Origin of the sequence: Providencia rettgeri, from assembly GCF_023205015.1 — a bacterium.
Classification (GTDB): domain Bacteria; phylum Pseudomonadota; class Gammaproteobacteria; order Enterobacterales; family Enterobacteriaceae; genus Providencia; species Providencia rettgeri_E.
Window position 1 is genome coordinate 1,225,397 of sequence record NZ_CP096258.1, and the last position, 14,855, is coordinate 1,240,251.

At 41.7% G+C, this 14,855-nt stretch carries 14 protein-coding genes; 8 read left to right on the plus strand and 6 right to left on the minus strand.

The features are described 5' to 3' along the window. Positions 1-30: 30 nt before the first annotated feature. On the minus strand, positions 31-2,613 hold the full coding sequence (gene leuS / locus M0M83_RS05335) for a leucine--tRNA ligase (RefSeq protein ID WP_248468418.1): 2,583 nt from the start codon (positions 2,611-2,613) through the stop codon (positions 31-33). A 452-nt stretch (positions 2,614-3,065) separates the two neighbouring features. Here leuS and M0M83_RS05340 point away from each other — a divergent pair, with 452 nt between their 5' ends. Beyond that, a complete protein-coding gene (locus tag M0M83_RS05340; RefSeq protein ID WP_125894199.1) occupies positions 3,066-3,476 on the plus strand; it encodes a GFA family protein in 411 nt (136 codons plus the stop codon). A 76-nt stretch (positions 3,477-3,552) separates the two neighbouring features. Here M0M83_RS05340 and M0M83_RS05345 read toward each other — a convergent pair whose 3' ends face one another. The 4 genes from M0M83_RS05345 to M0M83_RS05360 form a co-directional block, all read right to left on the minus strand. After that, positions 3,553-4,278, minus strand: coding sequence for an amino acid ABC transporter ATP-binding protein (locus tag M0M83_RS05345; protein WP_004257041.1), 726 nt, complete (start codon positions 4,276-4,278; stop codon positions 3,553-3,555). Then, positions 4,275-4,952 (minus strand): glutamate/aspartate ABC transporter permease GltK, encoded by a 678-nt coding sequence (gene gltK, locus M0M83_RS05350; RefSeq protein ID WP_109913215.1) that lies wholly within the window; start codon positions 4,950-4,952, stop codon positions 4,275-4,277. Before gltK ends, M0M83_RS05345 begins: the two co-directional genes overlap by 4 nt. 4 nt (positions 4,953-4,956) lie before the next feature. After that, positions 4,957-5,697, minus strand: a complete 741-nt coding sequence (locus M0M83_RS05355; RefSeq protein ID WP_102138300.1) for an amino acid ABC transporter permease — start codon at positions 5,695-5,697, stop codon at positions 4,957-4,959. Between the two features lie 115 nt (positions 5,698-5,812). Continuing rightward, complete coding sequence (locus tag M0M83_RS05360) at positions 5,813-6,679, minus strand: glutamate/aspartate ABC transporter substrate-binding protein (protein ID WP_423811137.1); 867 nt, start codon at positions 6,677-6,679, stop codon at positions 5,813-5,815. A 611-nt stretch (positions 6,680-7,290) separates the two neighbouring features. On the opposite strand from M0M83_RS05360, the gene M0M83_RS05365 reads away from it, so the two are divergent. From M0M83_RS05365 to M0M83_RS05385, 5 genes are all read left to right on the plus strand, one after another. Then, complete coding sequence (locus M0M83_RS05365) at positions 7,291-7,701, plus strand: metal resistance protein (protein ID WP_125894265.1); 411 nt, start codon at positions 7,291-7,293, stop codon at positions 7,699-7,701. 48 nt (positions 7,702-7,749) lie between these two features. Then, positions 7,750-9,822, plus strand: a complete 2,073-nt coding sequence (locus tag M0M83_RS05370) for a protein-disulfide reductase DsbD family protein (RefSeq protein ID WP_248467795.1) — start codon at positions 7,750-7,752, stop codon at positions 9,820-9,822. After that, positions 9,819-10,550, plus strand: coding sequence for a DsbA family protein (locus tag M0M83_RS05375; protein WP_125894190.1), 732 nt, complete (start codon positions 9,819-9,821; stop codon positions 10,548-10,550). Before M0M83_RS05370 ends, M0M83_RS05375 begins: the two co-directional genes overlap by 4 nt. Before the next feature lie 283 nt (positions 10,551-10,833). After that, positions 10,834-11,334, plus strand: coding sequence for a protein disulfide oxidoreductase (locus M0M83_RS05380; protein WP_125894188.1), 501 nt, complete (start codon positions 10,834-10,836; stop codon positions 11,332-11,334). 115 nt (positions 11,335-11,449) lie between these two features. After that, a complete protein-coding gene (locus M0M83_RS05385) occupies positions 11,450-11,971 on the plus strand; it encodes a protein K (RefSeq protein WP_213914232.1) in 522 nt (173 codons plus the stop codon). Between the two features lie 48 nt (positions 11,972-12,019). Here M0M83_RS05385 and M0M83_RS05390 read toward each other — a convergent pair whose 3' ends face one another. Next, positions 12,020-12,733: an NUDIX hydrolase gene (locus M0M83_RS05390; protein WP_125894184.1), complete on the minus strand. Its 714-nt coding sequence runs from the start codon at positions 12,731-12,733 to the stop codon at positions 12,020-12,022. A 150-nt stretch (positions 12,734-12,883) separates the two neighbouring features. Between M0M83_RS05390 and M0M83_RS05395 the strand changes: the two genes are divergently transcribed. Both M0M83_RS05395 and M0M83_RS05400 read left to right on the plus strand, forming a co-directional pair. Beyond that, positions 12,884-13,900, plus strand: a complete 1,017-nt coding sequence (locus M0M83_RS05395; RefSeq protein ID WP_231068692.1) for an SPFH domain-containing protein — start codon at positions 12,884-12,886, stop codon at positions 13,898-13,900. 3 nt (positions 13,901-13,903) lie between these two features. After that, complete coding sequence (locus M0M83_RS05400; protein ID WP_125894180.1) at positions 13,904-14,827, plus strand: sugar kinase; 924 nt, start codon at positions 13,904-13,906, stop codon at positions 14,825-14,827. Positions 14,828-14,855: the final 28 nt, after the last annotated feature.

The following is a 14,855-nucleotide window of genomic DNA, read 5'->3' on the forward strand; positions in this document are numbered from 1 at the left end:
CTGGCCTCCTTATCAGCCAACAACCTAATATTAACCTACAACAAGGTTTAGCAATTTGCCTGGGACATAGATTACTTTGCGGATGCTAACACCTTCAAGGTATTTCGCTACGCTTGGCTCATTTTTTGCCATGTCTAGGACAAACTCTTGGGTTGCATCAGCCGGAACGGTAATACGGCCGCGAACCTTACCATTAACTTGAACGACAACCAGCTTGGTATCGTCAATCATGGCTTTTTCATCAGCAACAGGCCACTGTGCAAAGTCAATGTCTGTTTGGTGACCGAGCGCTTTCCACATTTCAAAGCAAGCATGTGGAATGATTGGTGATAACATTAATGTGATAGCTTCAAGAGACTCTTGGACTAATGCACGGTCTTGTTCAGTTTCTTGTGGTGCACGAACTAATTTGTTTAAGAATTCCATGATGGCTGCAATCGCGGTATTAAATGCATAACGACGACTGAAATCATCAGAGACTTTAGCAATTGTCTTGTGTAGAGCACGACGTAAGTCTTTCTGTTCTGGTGTCAGTGCGCTGATATCTAAAGGCGAAGTCGCACCTTTTTGAGAATGTTCATGCACTAAACGCCAAACACGACGAACGAAGCGGTTAGCACCTTCAACGCTAGACTCTTGCCACTCAAGGGTTAACTCAGGTGGCGCTGCAAACATCATAAACAGACGAACAGTATCGGCACCGTATTTCTCGACCATCAATTGTGGGTCAATACCGTTGTTTTTCGACTTAGACATTTTGCTCATACCGGTATACACCAGTTCATGACCTTCACTGTCTACGGCTTTAGTAATACGGTTTTTATCGTCACGTTCAACAATAGCATCTGCCGGGGAGACCCAAACACGTTGGCCATCGCTGCCGGTGTAATAAAATGCATCAGCAAGCACCATGCCTTGGCACAGTAAGCGTTTTGCTGGTTCATCGGAATTTACTAACCCTGCATCACGCATCAACTTATGGAAGAAGCGGAAATACATTAAGTGCATGATAGCGTGCTCGATACCACCGATATATTGGTCAACCGGTAACCAGTAGTTCGCTGCCTCTGGGTCTAACATGCCTTCGTCATATTGTGGGCAGGTATAACGTGCATAGTACCAAGATGATTCCATAAAGGTATCGAAAGTATCGGTTTCACGTAGTGCAGGTTGACCATTAATGGTCATTTTTGCCCACTCAGGATCAGCTTTAATTGGGCTGGTAATGCCGTTCATCACGACATCTTCTGGCAGAATGACAGGTAATTGGTCTTCAGGAACAGGCACGACAGTACCATCTTCCAGTGTTGCCATTGGGATTGGTGCGCCCCAGTAACGTTGACGTGAAACGCCCCAGTCACGTAAGCGATAGTTTACTTTACGTTGGCCTGCGCCCAGAGATACAAGTTTATCTGAAATCGCATTAAAACCAGCTTGGTGGTCTAGTCCATTGAACTCACCTGAGTTAATCAGGGAATTCTTCTCGGTCATCGCTTCTTGGGATAAATCAGGTTCATTGCCATCAGCATCGGCAATAACAGGTTTGATGGGTAAGTTGTATTTGTGGGCGAATTCCCAGTCACGTTGGTCATGGGCTGGAACGGCCATAACCGCACCCGTACCGTATTCCATTAAAACAAAGTTAGCGACCCAAATTGGCAGTTTTTCTTGGGTTAATGGATGAATAACGAATAAGCCCGTAGCCATCCCTTTTTTATCCATGGTTGCCATATCTGCTTCTGCAGTTTTGGTGTTACGGCACTCATCAATAAATTGGGCTAATTCAGGGTTATTTGTCGCAGCTTCTCTCGCCAGAGGGTGACCAGCTGCGACAGCGACATAAGTTGCCCCCATAAAGGTATCAGGGCGAGTGGTGTAAACCGTTAAGGTTTCATCACGGTCTGCAACATTGAAAGTGATCTCAGTCCCTTCGGAACGGCCGATCCAGTTGCGCTGCATGGTTTTAACTTGCTCTGGCCAGTCATCTAATTTGTCGAGGTCGTTGAGCAATTCTTCTGCGTAGTCGGTAATTTTAATAAACCATTGTGGGATTTCTTTGCGCTCAACAGGAGTGTCACAACGCCAGCAGCAGCCATCAACCACTTGTTCATTCGCTAAAACGGTTAAGTCGTGAGGGCACCAGTTCACCGCAGATGTTTTTTTGTATACTAAACCTTTTTCATACAGTTTAGTGAAGAACCATTGTTCCCAACGGTAATATTCAGGGGTACAAGTCGTGACTTCGCGATCCCAATCGTAACCGAAACCGAGCATTTTCAGCTGGTTTTTCATGTAATCGATATTGGCATAAGTCCATGGTGCAGGAGCGGTATTATTTTTAACCGCAGCACCTTCAGCAGGTAGACCAAACGCATCCCAACCAATGGGTTGGAGAACGTTTTTCCCCAACAAGCGTTGGTAACGAGAGATAACGTCACCCATGGTGTAGTTACGTACGTGGCCCATGTGTAGTCGACCAGAAGGGTAAGGTAGCATGGACAGGCAGTAGTATTTTTCTTTGCTGTTGTCTTCAGTCACTTTGAAAGTTGCTTTTTCATCCCAGTGACGCTGTACTTTAGGCTCTATATCTTCTGGACGATATTGTTCTTGCATGGCACCGATAATCCTATGGTGAGTAAAGGCTACATTAAGTAGCATTAATGTCTTTCTTAAATTAGATCCGCATAGCATAACGGATCATACCCGAAAACAACAATGCCTTATCACAACAATCGTTGATTAGCTGAACCGATAGGGGAAGCTGGATCTTGTTTTTGGGGGGCGAAGTTAGAATTTTACATTCCAATGACCATCAAACTTAACCAAAAAACAGCAAGATTGGTAGTGTTTTACACAAAAAAAAACGAAACTATCAAATATTTTATAGTGCCGTTTTTAATTGTGGAAGGCATGCATCCAATGAACATCAATTGGGCTTTTAATTTTTATTTGTGCCTTATTAAAAATGGAAAAGGCACAAAATCATTAAGCGGGTGAGTGGACCTTTGCTTTATAGTGGCTGCTATTAATTTATCTGACAACAATTATACAATTGTGGAATTGTTATGGAAAAAAGAGCTCAATGCCACTGTGGTGCAGTGAAGTTTAAGGTTGTATTAACAGATGGACTCAATACAAAAAGACGCTGTAATTGCTCTTTTTGTCGAATGCGTGGAGCTATTGCAGTTTCAGCCCCTTTGTTAGGGATCACTATAATAGAAGGGGCTGACAAACTCACCGAGTATCGTTTCAATACCCAGAAAGCGGTTCACTTTTTTTGCTCTGTATGTGGTATTTATACTTTTCATCAGCGCCGTTCTAATCCTGAGCAATATGGTGTGAATGTTGCGTGTCTTGAAGGTATCTCTCCATTTGATTTTGCAGAGGTTGATGTTATGGATGGCGTGAATCACCCCAAAGATGGCGGGGGAGGCGTTATTGGGAAGCTTATTTATAAAAAAGTAAATGAAAAATAGTGCAGTTAATGGTGAATGATTTTAATCAGGAAAGTGGCAGAAAACCTGATAGTTCTCTGCCAAATAATAAATAAACTTAATGCAAGATTTTCGCTAAGAAATCTTTTGCACGATCAGATTGCGGGTTTGCAAAAAAGTCTTCTTTTTTACTGTCTTCAACAATCTTCCCTTCATCCATAAAAATCACGCGGTTAGCCACTTTCTTGGCGAATCCCATTTCATGGGTCACCACCATCATGGTCATGCCTTCATTGGCTAATTCAACCATAACGTCAAGAACTTCGTTGATCATTTCTGGGTCTAGCGCTGAAGTAGGCTCATCAAATAGCATTGCGATGGGGTCCATACACAGTGCGCGAGCGATAGCGACACGTTGCTGTTGCCCACCTGAAAGTTGAGCCGGAAATTTATTGGCATGGCTAGATAAACCTACACGCTCCAATAATTTCAAACCTTTTGCTTCCGCTTCTTTTTTATCGCGGTTTAATACTTTAACTTGCGCTAATGTCAGGTTTTCAATGATCGACAAATGAGGAAATAGCTCAAAGTGTTGGAACACCATCCCAACTTTAGAGCGAAGCTTTGCAAGGTCAGTTTTTTTGTTATTAACTTGAATGTCATTCACAAAAATCTCACCCTGCTGAATAGGTTCTAAACCATTCACTGTTTTTATTAATGTGGATTTACCAGAACCAGATGGCCCGCACACCACCACAACCTCACCTTTTTTAACTTCAGTTGTGCAGTCTGTAAGCACCTGAAATTGGCCATACCATTTGGATACATTTTTCAGGGTTATCATGAAACAGTCCTTTTCTTAAGATAATTCACTAACATAGAAGCGCCAAAACTGATAATAAAGTACACCAGACCCGCAAACAGAACCATCTCTACTTGTGTTCCATCACGCTCGCCTATATTGGTGGCGGTACGGAAGAAGTCGGTCAAACTGAGCACATACACGAGAGAGGAGTCCTGAAACAGTACAATCCCTTGAGTTAACAACAAAGGCACCATGGCTTTAAAGGCTTGCGGTAATACGACGAGCCGCATGGTTTGCATATTTGTCATTCCCAAGGCTAACGCAGCGGAGGCTTGTCCTCGAGAAATACTTTGAATACCAGCACGAATGATTTCAGAGTAATAGGCCGCTTCAAAAAGAGAGAAGGCTATCATTGCAGAAATTAAACGAATATCATTTTTTGGTGATAAGCCTAGAACATTTTGTAATAAGCTAGGCACAATTAAGTAGAACCACAGTAAAACCATGACTAATGGTATGGAGCGAAATGTATTCACATACAGAGCTGCAAACCAGCTAATGGGTTTGAATGTGGATAACCGCATCACAGCAAGGACAGTACCCCACAAAATCCCCACCACTATCGCGGTCAGTGTAATTTTCGCGGTGACAATAAAGCCATCGATTAAAAAGGGCATACTCGGAGCAATTGAGCTCCAATCAAATTCATACATCATTTTACCGCCCTCCAATGGTGCCAGGTAAGCGAACTTTGCGCTCTAATAACGTCATTAAAATCATAATAATGACGTTAATTCCGACATAAGCTAACGTAATTGCGGTAAAGGATTCCCATGCGTGAGCGGAGTAGTCCAATAGTTTCCCTGCTTGTGCCGCCATATCAACTAAGCCAATGGTTGACGCAATGGCTGAGTTTTTGACTAAGTTCAGCATTTCTGACGTCATGGGGGGCAAAATGACTCGATAGGCGTTGGGTAATAAAACGTAGCGATAGGTTTGTGGCAAAGTGAGCCCCATTGCGAGAGCAGCGCTTTTTTGTCCTCTAGGTAGTGATTGAATGGCTGCACGTACTTGCTCGGTCATTCGCGCTGCAGTGAATAACCCAAGGCAAAGCATTGAAGATATAAAGAATTGATAGTTAGGATCTAAATCCATTTTAAACCAATCCCCGATTGAGCGAGGAAGCAGTTCGGGGATCACCAAATACCAAGTAAAAAATTGCACAATAAGCGGTACGTTGCGAAATAGCTCTACGTAGGCGGTTCCTAAAAAGGCTAAAAAACGGTTAGGTACGGTACGTAAAATACCGAAAAATGAGCCAACTAAGAATGCGATAATCCATGCGCAAATGGAAAGCGTGACAGTGACTTCGAGGCCAGATATTAACCACCCTAAATAGGTGGTATTCCCAAACGGGGCTTCCTGAAGGAAAATCCCCCAATTCCAATTAATAGACATAATATTGACTTCCTGTGGGCAATGAAATTCCCGAATACTGTCGTAAAAGAGGATGCAAGGCGGGGAACGACCGCCTTGCAATTCTTACTTCAGTAATACCCTGTTTGTCTTTTTATTAGTTTAATGCTTTGTCATTCGGTTCTTTAAATAAGGCTTTCATTTCATCGGACAAAGTAAATTTCAGGTTCAGATTTTTCGGTGGAATAGGTTGGTTGAACCAGCGGTCAAAGGATTTCTCAGCGGCACCCGAGGTTTGTGCATTCGCAATGGTTTCATCGATAAGCACTTTAAATTGAGGGTCGTCTTTACGTAACATACAGCCATAAGCTTCTTCAGTTTGTGGCTTGCCGACGATTTCCCAGATCTCTGGTTTTTTCGCTTTTGCTCTCTCACCCGCTAACAATGCGTCATCCATCATAAAGGCGACAGCACGACCAGATTCCAAAGTACGGAACGAGTCACCATGGTCTTTCGCGCTGATAATGCGCATTTTCATATTTTTTTCATCATTTAACTGATTTAACAGAATTTCAGACGTCGTACCTGAAGTCACGACGACATTTTTACCCGCTAAGTCAGCAAAGTCTTTTACACCAGAGTCACCTTTGGTGAGTAAGCGCGTCCCAACCACAAAGATAGTGTTAGAGAAAGCGGCTTGTTTTTGTCTTTCTACGTTATTGGTTGTTGAGCCACACTCAAAATCAAATGTGCCATTTTGCAGGAGTGGAATACGGTTTTGTGATGTAATTGGAATGAGTTTGACCTGCAGATCAGGCATGTTTAATTTTTTCTTCACTGCATCAACAATGGCATTTGAATAATCCTGCGAGTAACCCACCACTTTCTGGCTATTGTCATAGTAAGAAAAAGGGACGGATGATTCACGATGACCAACAACTATTACACCGTTGTCTTTGATTTTTTTCAGAGTGCCGTTTAATTCTTCTGCTTGGACTGCGCAGGTTGCACCTAAAATCATCATCGATAATACAAGTTTACTTATACGCATAATTACAACTCCTTTAGAACATCGGTGTAAGCCCGCTGTAATTTTAAGGGGCTATCGCGAGATAACGCCTGAATTACTGTGGTTTTGTTGTGTTGTGTTTGCAAATATTTCGCTGATTTAGATAACACCGCGATTATCCGCTATATGTTTTATTCTTGTTAAAAAGTAATTAAAATTGTTAATTAATGAAAACAAATTGTTTCAATTTCGGGAGCTGTCTCGCATATTATTTGGGTAATTTTTGAGTTACCGCACTAACATGGTGGTTTGCTATCTAAAATTGTTTGAAACTGATAATCACGCACTATTAAAGTGCAATTTATCTTCGTATCATGGCATACATTGGATTAAGCAATTTACGTGCCGAGTTTTGATGGAATTGCATGTTTACTGATTTGAAATGGAATAATATTTGTAAAGTTAGCTGATGGTACTTGTACGGAATATTTTGCTGTGTAAGATGTAACCTCTATTTAACTTATAGATAGATGGGGTAATGGTATTAGCCAAAGACTGGTTTTTATCGTTATGGTTATCAAAGTCGCATAATGAGTGTTATTTCAGGAAGTTATACAAAGATGCGCATGAACAGGCATTTAAGATTAGGTAAAGGATTAGTGTTATTCGCCTGTCTGATGGTATTGGTTTGTATAAATCAACGCGCCGTCGGAGAGCGTCTGTTCGCCAATTTTTTTGTGCCGGATGTACTCGCGCAAGCACAAATTAATACGGGAATTAACCTTTCTTACATCAGTGAATTCCAAGTAAATCAAAGTGATAGCGGCAGTGCGCAGCTTTCCAGTTGTGAGCTGAGTGCTAAGTCATTGATGACTTTGCTACCTGCTGTTCTTGAACCTCTCTTCTTCATGTTTCTTTCTTTAGCGGCATTAACGTTATTTTGTACTAATCTATTTATATCTAGAGCAAATAATGAAGAGAAACATGCCCCTCCAAGAGTCAGACGACACTTACAGTTTTGTAATCTTCGGAATTAGCGCACAACGAATAGGGACTTGTTTGTGTAATTTATTCTGGAGGAAACAATGCGTTTTTTAATTAATTCATTTTTTATATTTTTTGCACTATTTTCGAGCAGTTTATATGCTGCGGATACGGGGTGGTTGCAACCTGCGAATACGGGGTGGATGAGTGATAATACCCCGCAGCATGCGCAGGTCAGGTTATTAAGTTCGGCACAGGAAAATGGCAAAGTCGACATTTTGCTAGATGTAAAGCTTGATGAAGGCTGGAAAACCTATTGGCGCTCGCCTGGTGAAGGCGGAGTTGCGCCTGAAATTGTGTGGTCGTCACCTGTTGAATCAACGGATTGGCAATGGCCAACGCCGGGTCGCTTTGATGTTGCGGGCGTTTCAACTCAAGGCTACATGGGGGATATTGTTTTCCCCATTACAGTCACAAGTAATGAAAAGTTGGATAAACTTGAAGGTACGTTAACATTATCAACGTGCAGTAATGTTTGTATTTTAACAGATTACCCGTTTGAGCTCGATTTAACAGAACCTGTTCCAGCTGACTTTACTTGGGCGTTTAATCAAGCCAAAGGTGCGGTTCCACCATCAAGTGGTTTAGTTGAGCAAACTAAAGTTGGTTTTGCGAATGATAAGCTAATCATTGAATTGCAAAAAAGCACAGGAACCGCGTGGGAGCAACCGAATATTTTCACTGATGTGGTTGAAGGGGCGGCATTAGGCGTGCCTGTAATAGAAACATCAGGTGACCATTTAACAGCAACAATAGATGTCAGCGATGATTGGGGTAGCGATTCTCCTGATTTAACTGGAAAAACCATTTCTTTTGTTGTTGCAGATGGCGATATTTCACAGCAAGTTAGCCATCAAGTTAGCCCATTTACCGGCACGGTAGCGTCTAAAGTGAGCAGTGCTTCTTTATGGCAGGTGATGCTATTTGCTCTTTTAGGGGGCTTGATCCTTAATCTAATGCCGTGCGTACTTCCGGTGTTAGCAATGAAACTTGGTTCTGTTTTGATGGTGCCTAATGGTGAGCAAAAGACCATTCGCCGCCAGTTTTTATTGTCCTCTCTCGGTATTCTAGTTTCCTTTTGGTTACTGGCGCTCTTGATGACGTTATTACGAGTCGGTCAACAAGCAGTTGGCTGGGGTATTCAGTTCCAAAACCCGTGGTTTATCGGCTTTATGGTGCTGGTAACGGCGTTATTTACGGCGAATTTATTTGGCTTATTTGAAATCAATCTCGGCAGTAAGGCCAATACATGCTTGGCGACAGCAGGCGGTCATGGTAACAGTGGCCATTTTTGGCAAGGGGTATTTGCGACATTACTGGCAACGCCTTGCTCTGCACCATTTTTGGGCACAGCCGTGGCATTTGCATTGGCAGCACCAATGGAAGAGTTGTGGTTGATCTTCACGGCATTAGGTGTCGGAATGAGTTTACCGTGGCTACTGATCGCGGCTTTTCCGGTTATCTCTCGTTTACTACCAAAGCCTGGTATGTGGATGCTGAAGCTGCGTGCTGTACTTGGGTTAATGATGCTGATATCCAGCTTATGGTTAATTAGCTTATTAATACCGCATTTTGGTGTCACCACATCGACCGCAATTGCTGTTGTTTTCTTAGTGTTATTGGTGGTCTTTATCGCGATAAAACGGGGTATTAGGGCGGCAATCTTACCATTGATATTATTTGCTGTTTTTGCTGGTGGGTTTGTCTGGATGACACAAGAACAGCATTCCGGTAGCCGCTCTCTCGTTAAAGATACCGTGAATTGGCAGCCGTTAACTGAACAGGCAATTACTGACGCGTTAGCGGATAATAAACGGGTATTTATTGATGTCACCGCGGAATGGTGCGTAACCTGTAAGGCAAATAAATACAATGTACTGCTAAGGGATGATATCCAACAACTGCTCAGTGAACCTGATGTGGTTGCTTTACGTGGGGATTGGACCAAACCTTCACCTGAAATTACAGCATTTTTACAAAAACGTGGGCAGGTCGCTGTTCCATTCAATCAAATTTATGGCCCTAACTTGGCCGAAGGCGAAGTACTGTCAACGATACTTGATCGTGAATCGCTAATATCCATTATGAATCAGGCCAAAGGAGCCACAAAATGAAAAAAACAATTTTAGCTGTCTTATTTTCATCACTAATGATGGGAACAGTAGCACAGGCGGCACCTTTGAGTGCAGACCAAGAAGCACAAGTGCGTAAATTAGTGCGTGATACTTTAGTTGAAAACCCTGAAATTTTAGAAGAAGCCATTGTTGCCCTGCAAGCGAAACAAGGGGAAAGACAACAAGCTCAGATGAAAGAAACGTTAAAAGCGGAGCAGGATGCTCTGTTTAATGACCCAACCAGCCCACTTATCGGTAAAAAAGATGCGAAGCTCGTCTTAGTTAACTTTACGGATTTCAACTGCCCATTCTGTAAGCGTTTCGACCCTCAACTGATGGATATTGTGAAAAAATACCCTAATGATGTGGCTGTGGTAATCAAATATTTACCATTTAAAGGCCAAACATCAATGGATTCAGCTCAGTTAAGCATGACGTTATGGCAAGAAAACCCGAAAGCATTTGAAGCTCTACACCACAAATTTATGCAAAAACAGGGCATGCTATCAGATGCAAATATCAAAGATGCCCTCAAAGCCACTGGTAATGATAAGCTGAAAGCGAGTGATAAGAGCCGTGATGGTATTCGCACCAATATGATGTTGGCAGAGAAATTGGGTGTGAATGGAACGCCAGCAACATTGGTGGGGGATGAGTTGATCCCTGGCGCTATCGATGCGCAGCAGTTTGAAGAGATAGTGAAGGAGCAGCTCGCTAAGCTCAAATAATCCTCGTTATCCTCGTCATACTTCGCGCTGTGGCGTTGTTGGCTGCTCTCGACTACGTGAGTCACATACTTGTGTATGCTCCTCACGATAGTCTCGTTTGCCGCCTAGCCACAACACGAATTATTTAGAGGATAAAGTTAAGCTAAAGATTTACTTAGAAAAGTATTAGCGAATTAGGAAAGAAAGCATTTTAACTTAATAACAAAGCATTAATTTCGATTAAATGCTTTGTTTTCCTATACGTTAAATTTGGGCTATTTGAAAACTAAGTGGTTAAAAACGTATGTCTAGACTAAAAAAGTGGTCTAAAGAAATTATTGTTTTGGCAATTATTTTATTTATTGCTTTTACAGTGATGGATTTATGGCGCAAGCCACAAACCCTTGCACCTGTATTATTGGAACAGCACACGCTAGTGAATGGTGAGAGCGTTTCACTAGCTGAGTTAAGCAAAGAAAAACCAATATTGGTTTATTTCTGGGCGACGTGGTGTGGGGTATGTAATTTGACTTCGCCAACGGTATCAGAATTAAGCCAATCAGGTATGCCAATTATTTCAGTAGCGATACGCTCAGGTGAAACATCTCGCTTAATCAAGGGAATGGAAAACAAAGAATTAACGTTTCCTGTGATTAACGATACCAGCGGTCAGCTTTCCAATGCGGTCGGGGTCAGTGCGACGCCCACCTTTATGGTGATTGATAACGGCGAATTAGTTAGCTTTACATCGGGTTGGACTAGCTCTTACGGCTTAAAAATGCGTATGTGGTTTGCATCGTTTTAATTTTGCTATATCCCCTTTAGATAAAAAAGGGGACTTTTCTGCCTATAAGTTTAATTTATCATTATGGTAAACTCATTCGGCTATATAAATAATAAAATAGGTGAGTGGGATGGTTATGTTTAAAAAAGTAGTTGGATTATTTTTAGGGGCGGTATTAATCACAGGATGCTCCCCTGAGGTGGAAGAAAAAACAACAACGAAACAACCGTCAGAAACGATAAAAAATTCAAAAATAGACCAGCGCTATGATGAAATAAAAGCCAACTCGACAGAAGATAAAATCAATGCATTTAATGCAAAAGGGGATGATGACCCAACGATGTTACGGGGCATTTTTCTGTCTGATATGGCTAAATCTCTACCTATGTTGATTGATGATGTAACTCTATTGACGGAAGTGACTGCTAAAAATGGCATGTTATTTTACCAATACACGATCAAAGGGATCCCTGACAATATATTGGAAGGTGATAGCTGGCAGCAAAATATGCGTGAGATTTTAAACCGCAACTACTGTGATAAAAATGCAGGTATGGATATTCTGCATGAAATGTTCCCCGAAGGCATTACACATAATTATCATAAGTCGAACAAACTCATTTTTACCTATATTGTGACTCCAGCTATTTGCCAATAGCATTCATTAAAGTGCCTGATAATATTTATTTATCAGGTATATCAATTACTAAAATTCTAAATTACGAATAAAACGGTAATCCGCGGATTGTGGTTTTAAACGATACAAATTAGCGGGACGGCCGCGCTCGTGGCGTTTTTCTCCAGTATCAATCAACAAATCTGCTTGTTCGAGCCGACGTCTGAACGATTTGTTTTGCAAAGGTTTGCCAATCAAAACTTCATGGACATGTTGCAGCTCAGCTAAGGTAAAAACGTCAGGAAGTGCGAAACCTGGCACGATTGAGTAGAGTGATTTTTGCTTTAGACGCTCTCTTGCTTGTTGATAGAGTTTGAAGTGGTCGAATGCAAGAGAAAGCTGATCTATCTCATCAATAGAGACCCACCTGACAGAATCCACCGTATCAATATGCGCTTCGCAGGATTGGTAAGCAATTAACGCCGTATAACAAACAGTGACAGACCAGCCTCGAGGATCCCGTTGATGGTTGCCTTCAGTACAAAGCTGCTCAACATAGGGTGGGATAACCCCTGTTTTTTCTTTCAGCTTACGTAACACCGTCTCTTCTAAATTTTTATCATTTATTTCATCAATAAAACCACCCGGCAACCCCCACTTTCCTTTTTCTGGAAAATTAGCGCGCTCGACAAGTAATACTTTCAGCGTGTTTTCATGATAGGTAAATACTACAGCGTCGACAGTGATAAGCGGCGATAGAAATTTTTTTCTATCGTAGTGAGCTAAAAATTCTTTTTCATTCATTTGGTTATCACTCAAAGTCTGATTGGCATTGATGAATAAACTATACGCTAAAAAACAGTTAATGTCATTAAGACAATTATTGCTTGACTAATTAATGTCTATAGGACAATAATTAATTAAAGTCATAAAGACAATAATGAGGAGCACACTATGATTAACTTTAAATATTTCAAAGCAGATTCATCGACTTTTGTTATTCAATCCGTGAATGGGAAAGTGCGTAAGCAAGGTAAAGGGCTCAGTTTTTGGTATAACTCCGATAAAACCTCCATTGCGGCGCTTCCATTGAATGCACAAGAAGCCCCATTTATTTTTAATTTACAAACAGCTGATTTCCAAAGTTTACGTATTCAGGGGCAAATTTCTTTTCAGGTAAAACAGCCCGAAAAAACAGCGGACGTCTTAAATTTTAACTTATCTAAGGACGGGAAAAGTTACGCTTCAGAAGACCCCCTTAAATTAAATGATCGAGTCGTACGAGCGGCTCAAACGGTGATCCAAGCCAAAATACAAACCACTTCACTGCGGGATGCATTGTTAATTAGTCAATCATTAGTTGTTTTGGTAAGCCAGCAACTCGCCGTGCAGGCGGTCATTGAGTCTCTGGGGATTGAAATCTTGGATGTTTCTATCTCAGCCATTGCACCGTTACCTGAAACGCTTAAAGCATTAGAAGCACAAGCGAGAGAATCCATACTGAAAGAGGCTGATGATGCCATTTATGCAAGACGTAAATTTTCTGTCGAACAAGAACGCACAATCAAAGAAGCGGAATTAGAAACCGACTTATCTGTTCAAGCCAAAGAACAGCAAATTGAAGAGGCGCGCCTTGATAATGAGCGGAAAATATTGCGAGAGCGAGCAGAAATCGAGCAAGAGGAGTTAATCGCACAGGTGAACGCAGAAGCAAAACGCAATGAATTGGTTGCGCTTAGTGTTGAAAACCAACGCATACAGTCGGACGCCGATGCTTACTCTATTGAATCTAAAATGAAAGCCTATAGTCAATTACCGGTTGAAAACTTAAAAGCATTAGCGTTAGCAAAAATGGGACCAGAACAATTGATGGCGATGGCATTCGAATCATTAGCACAAAATGCCGGTAAGATTGGTGAGCTCAATATATCGCCTGATTTATTTGGCCAGCTAATGAAGAAAGGGGGGTAAATAATGCAAAGGAATAATGACGTACGTTTTGTCTTAGTAATGCGTAAAACACGTTTGCAGGAATTGATTGAGCGCTTTAATACTTGGCCTCAAGCCAAATTTTACTTGGAACACAACCATGTAGAGGTGAGTGACTACTTAAATGAACATGACTTATATCAACGCCAACTAATACAAGCCGAATCGATATTGAAATCATTAGGTAGGTTTCAATTATTGGAGAGAAAATTATTGCCCAGTTACCAATTTTCTAAACACGATATTGTTATCGTGATTGGCCAAGATGGTTTAGTGGCGAACACCTTGAAGTACTTAAACGGACAACCGGTTATCGCTATTAATCCAGATCCTGAAAGGTGGGATGGTCAGTTGCTTCCTTTTGAAATAGGACAATTGCAGGAAGTGGTGATGAATACCTTAAAAGGAAAAATAGCGCAAAAAAAGGTGACATTCGCACAGGCAACGACCAATGACGGGCAATCCTTACTCGCGGTGAACGATTTATTCATTGGTCCGAAAAGCCACACGTCGGCACGTTATTTGTTAAATTGGAATGGAGAGCAAGAGTTTCAATCATCCTCTGGCATTATTATATCCACAGGACTTGGGTCAACAGGGTGGTTTCAATCTATTTTAGCGGGAGCACAGGCAATTATGGGGGGACATAATCATCCGTTGGCAAAAGGGTTTGGCTGGGGAGAAAGTAAATTACAGTTTAGTGTTAGGGAGCCATTTTTAAGTAAAACAACAGGAACGAAATGGGTATTTGGCACGATTGAGCCAGGGAGCCCGTTAGCCATTGAATCATTAATGCCCCATAACGGTGTTATTTTTTCCGATGGTATCGAAGATGATTTCTTACAATTCAACTCAGGTTGTATTGTGACAGTGAAAATTGCGGATCTACAAGGGTTACTGGTTGCTTAGCGGGTTACCCCACCTCATTGATAGCGAC

What these genes read in the sequence shown, in the direction of transcription:
- gltK (WP_109913215.1), bottom strand. Translation starts at nt 4,952, where the DNA reads ATGTATGAATTTGATTGGAGCTCAATTGCTCCGAGTATGCCCTTTTTA.
- M0M83_RS05370 (WP_248467795.1), top strand. Translation starts at nt 7,750, where the DNA reads ATGCGTTTTTTAATTAATTCATTTTTTATATTTTTTGCACTATTTTCG.
- M0M83_RS05390 (WP_125894184.1), bottom strand. Translation starts at nt 12,733, where the DNA reads ATGAATGAAAAAGAATTTTTAGCTCACTACGATAGAAAAAAATTTCTA.
- M0M83_RS05340 (WP_125894199.1), top strand. Translation starts at nt 3,066, where the DNA reads ATGGAAAAAAGAGCTCAATGCCACTGTGGTGCAGTGAAGTTTAAGGTT.
- M0M83_RS05355 (WP_102138300.1), bottom strand. Translation starts at nt 5,697, where the DNA reads ATGTCTATTAATTGGAATTGGGGGATTTTCCTTCAGGAAGCCCCGTTT.
- M0M83_RS05385 (WP_213914232.1), top strand. Translation starts at nt 11,450, where the DNA reads ATGTTTAAAAAAGTAGTTGGATTATTTTTAGGGGCGGTATTAATCACA.
- M0M83_RS05400 (WP_125894180.1), top strand. Translation starts at nt 13,904, where the DNA reads ATGCAAAGGAATAATGACGTACGTTTTGTCTTAGTAATGCGTAAAACA.
- M0M83_RS05360 (WP_423811137.1), bottom strand. Translation starts at nt 6,679, where the DNA reads ATGATGATTTTAGGTGCAACCTGCGCAGTCCAAGCAGAAGAATTAAAC.
- M0M83_RS05375 (WP_125894190.1), top strand. Translation starts at nt 9,819, where the DNA reads ATGAAAAAAACAATTTTAGCTGTCTTATTTTCATCACTAATGATGGGA.
- M0M83_RS05345 (WP_004257041.1), bottom strand. Translation starts at nt 4,278, where the DNA reads ATGATAACCCTGAAAAATGTATCCAAATGGTATGGCCAATTTCAGGTG.
- M0M83_RS05380 (WP_125894188.1), top strand. Translation starts at nt 10,834, where the DNA reads ATGTCTAGACTAAAAAAGTGGTCTAAAGAAATTATTGTTTTGGCAATT.
- leuS (WP_248468418.1), bottom strand. Translation starts at nt 2,613, where the DNA reads ATGCAAGAACAATATCGTCCAGAAGATATAGAGCCTAAAGTACAGCGT.
- M0M83_RS05395 (WP_231068692.1), top strand. Translation starts at nt 12,884, where the DNA reads ATGATTAACTTTAAATATTTCAAAGCAGATTCATCGACTTTTGTTATT.
- M0M83_RS05365 (WP_125894265.1), top strand. Translation starts at nt 7,291, where the DNA reads ATGAACAGGCATTTAAGATTAGGTAAAGGATTAGTGTTATTCGCCTGT.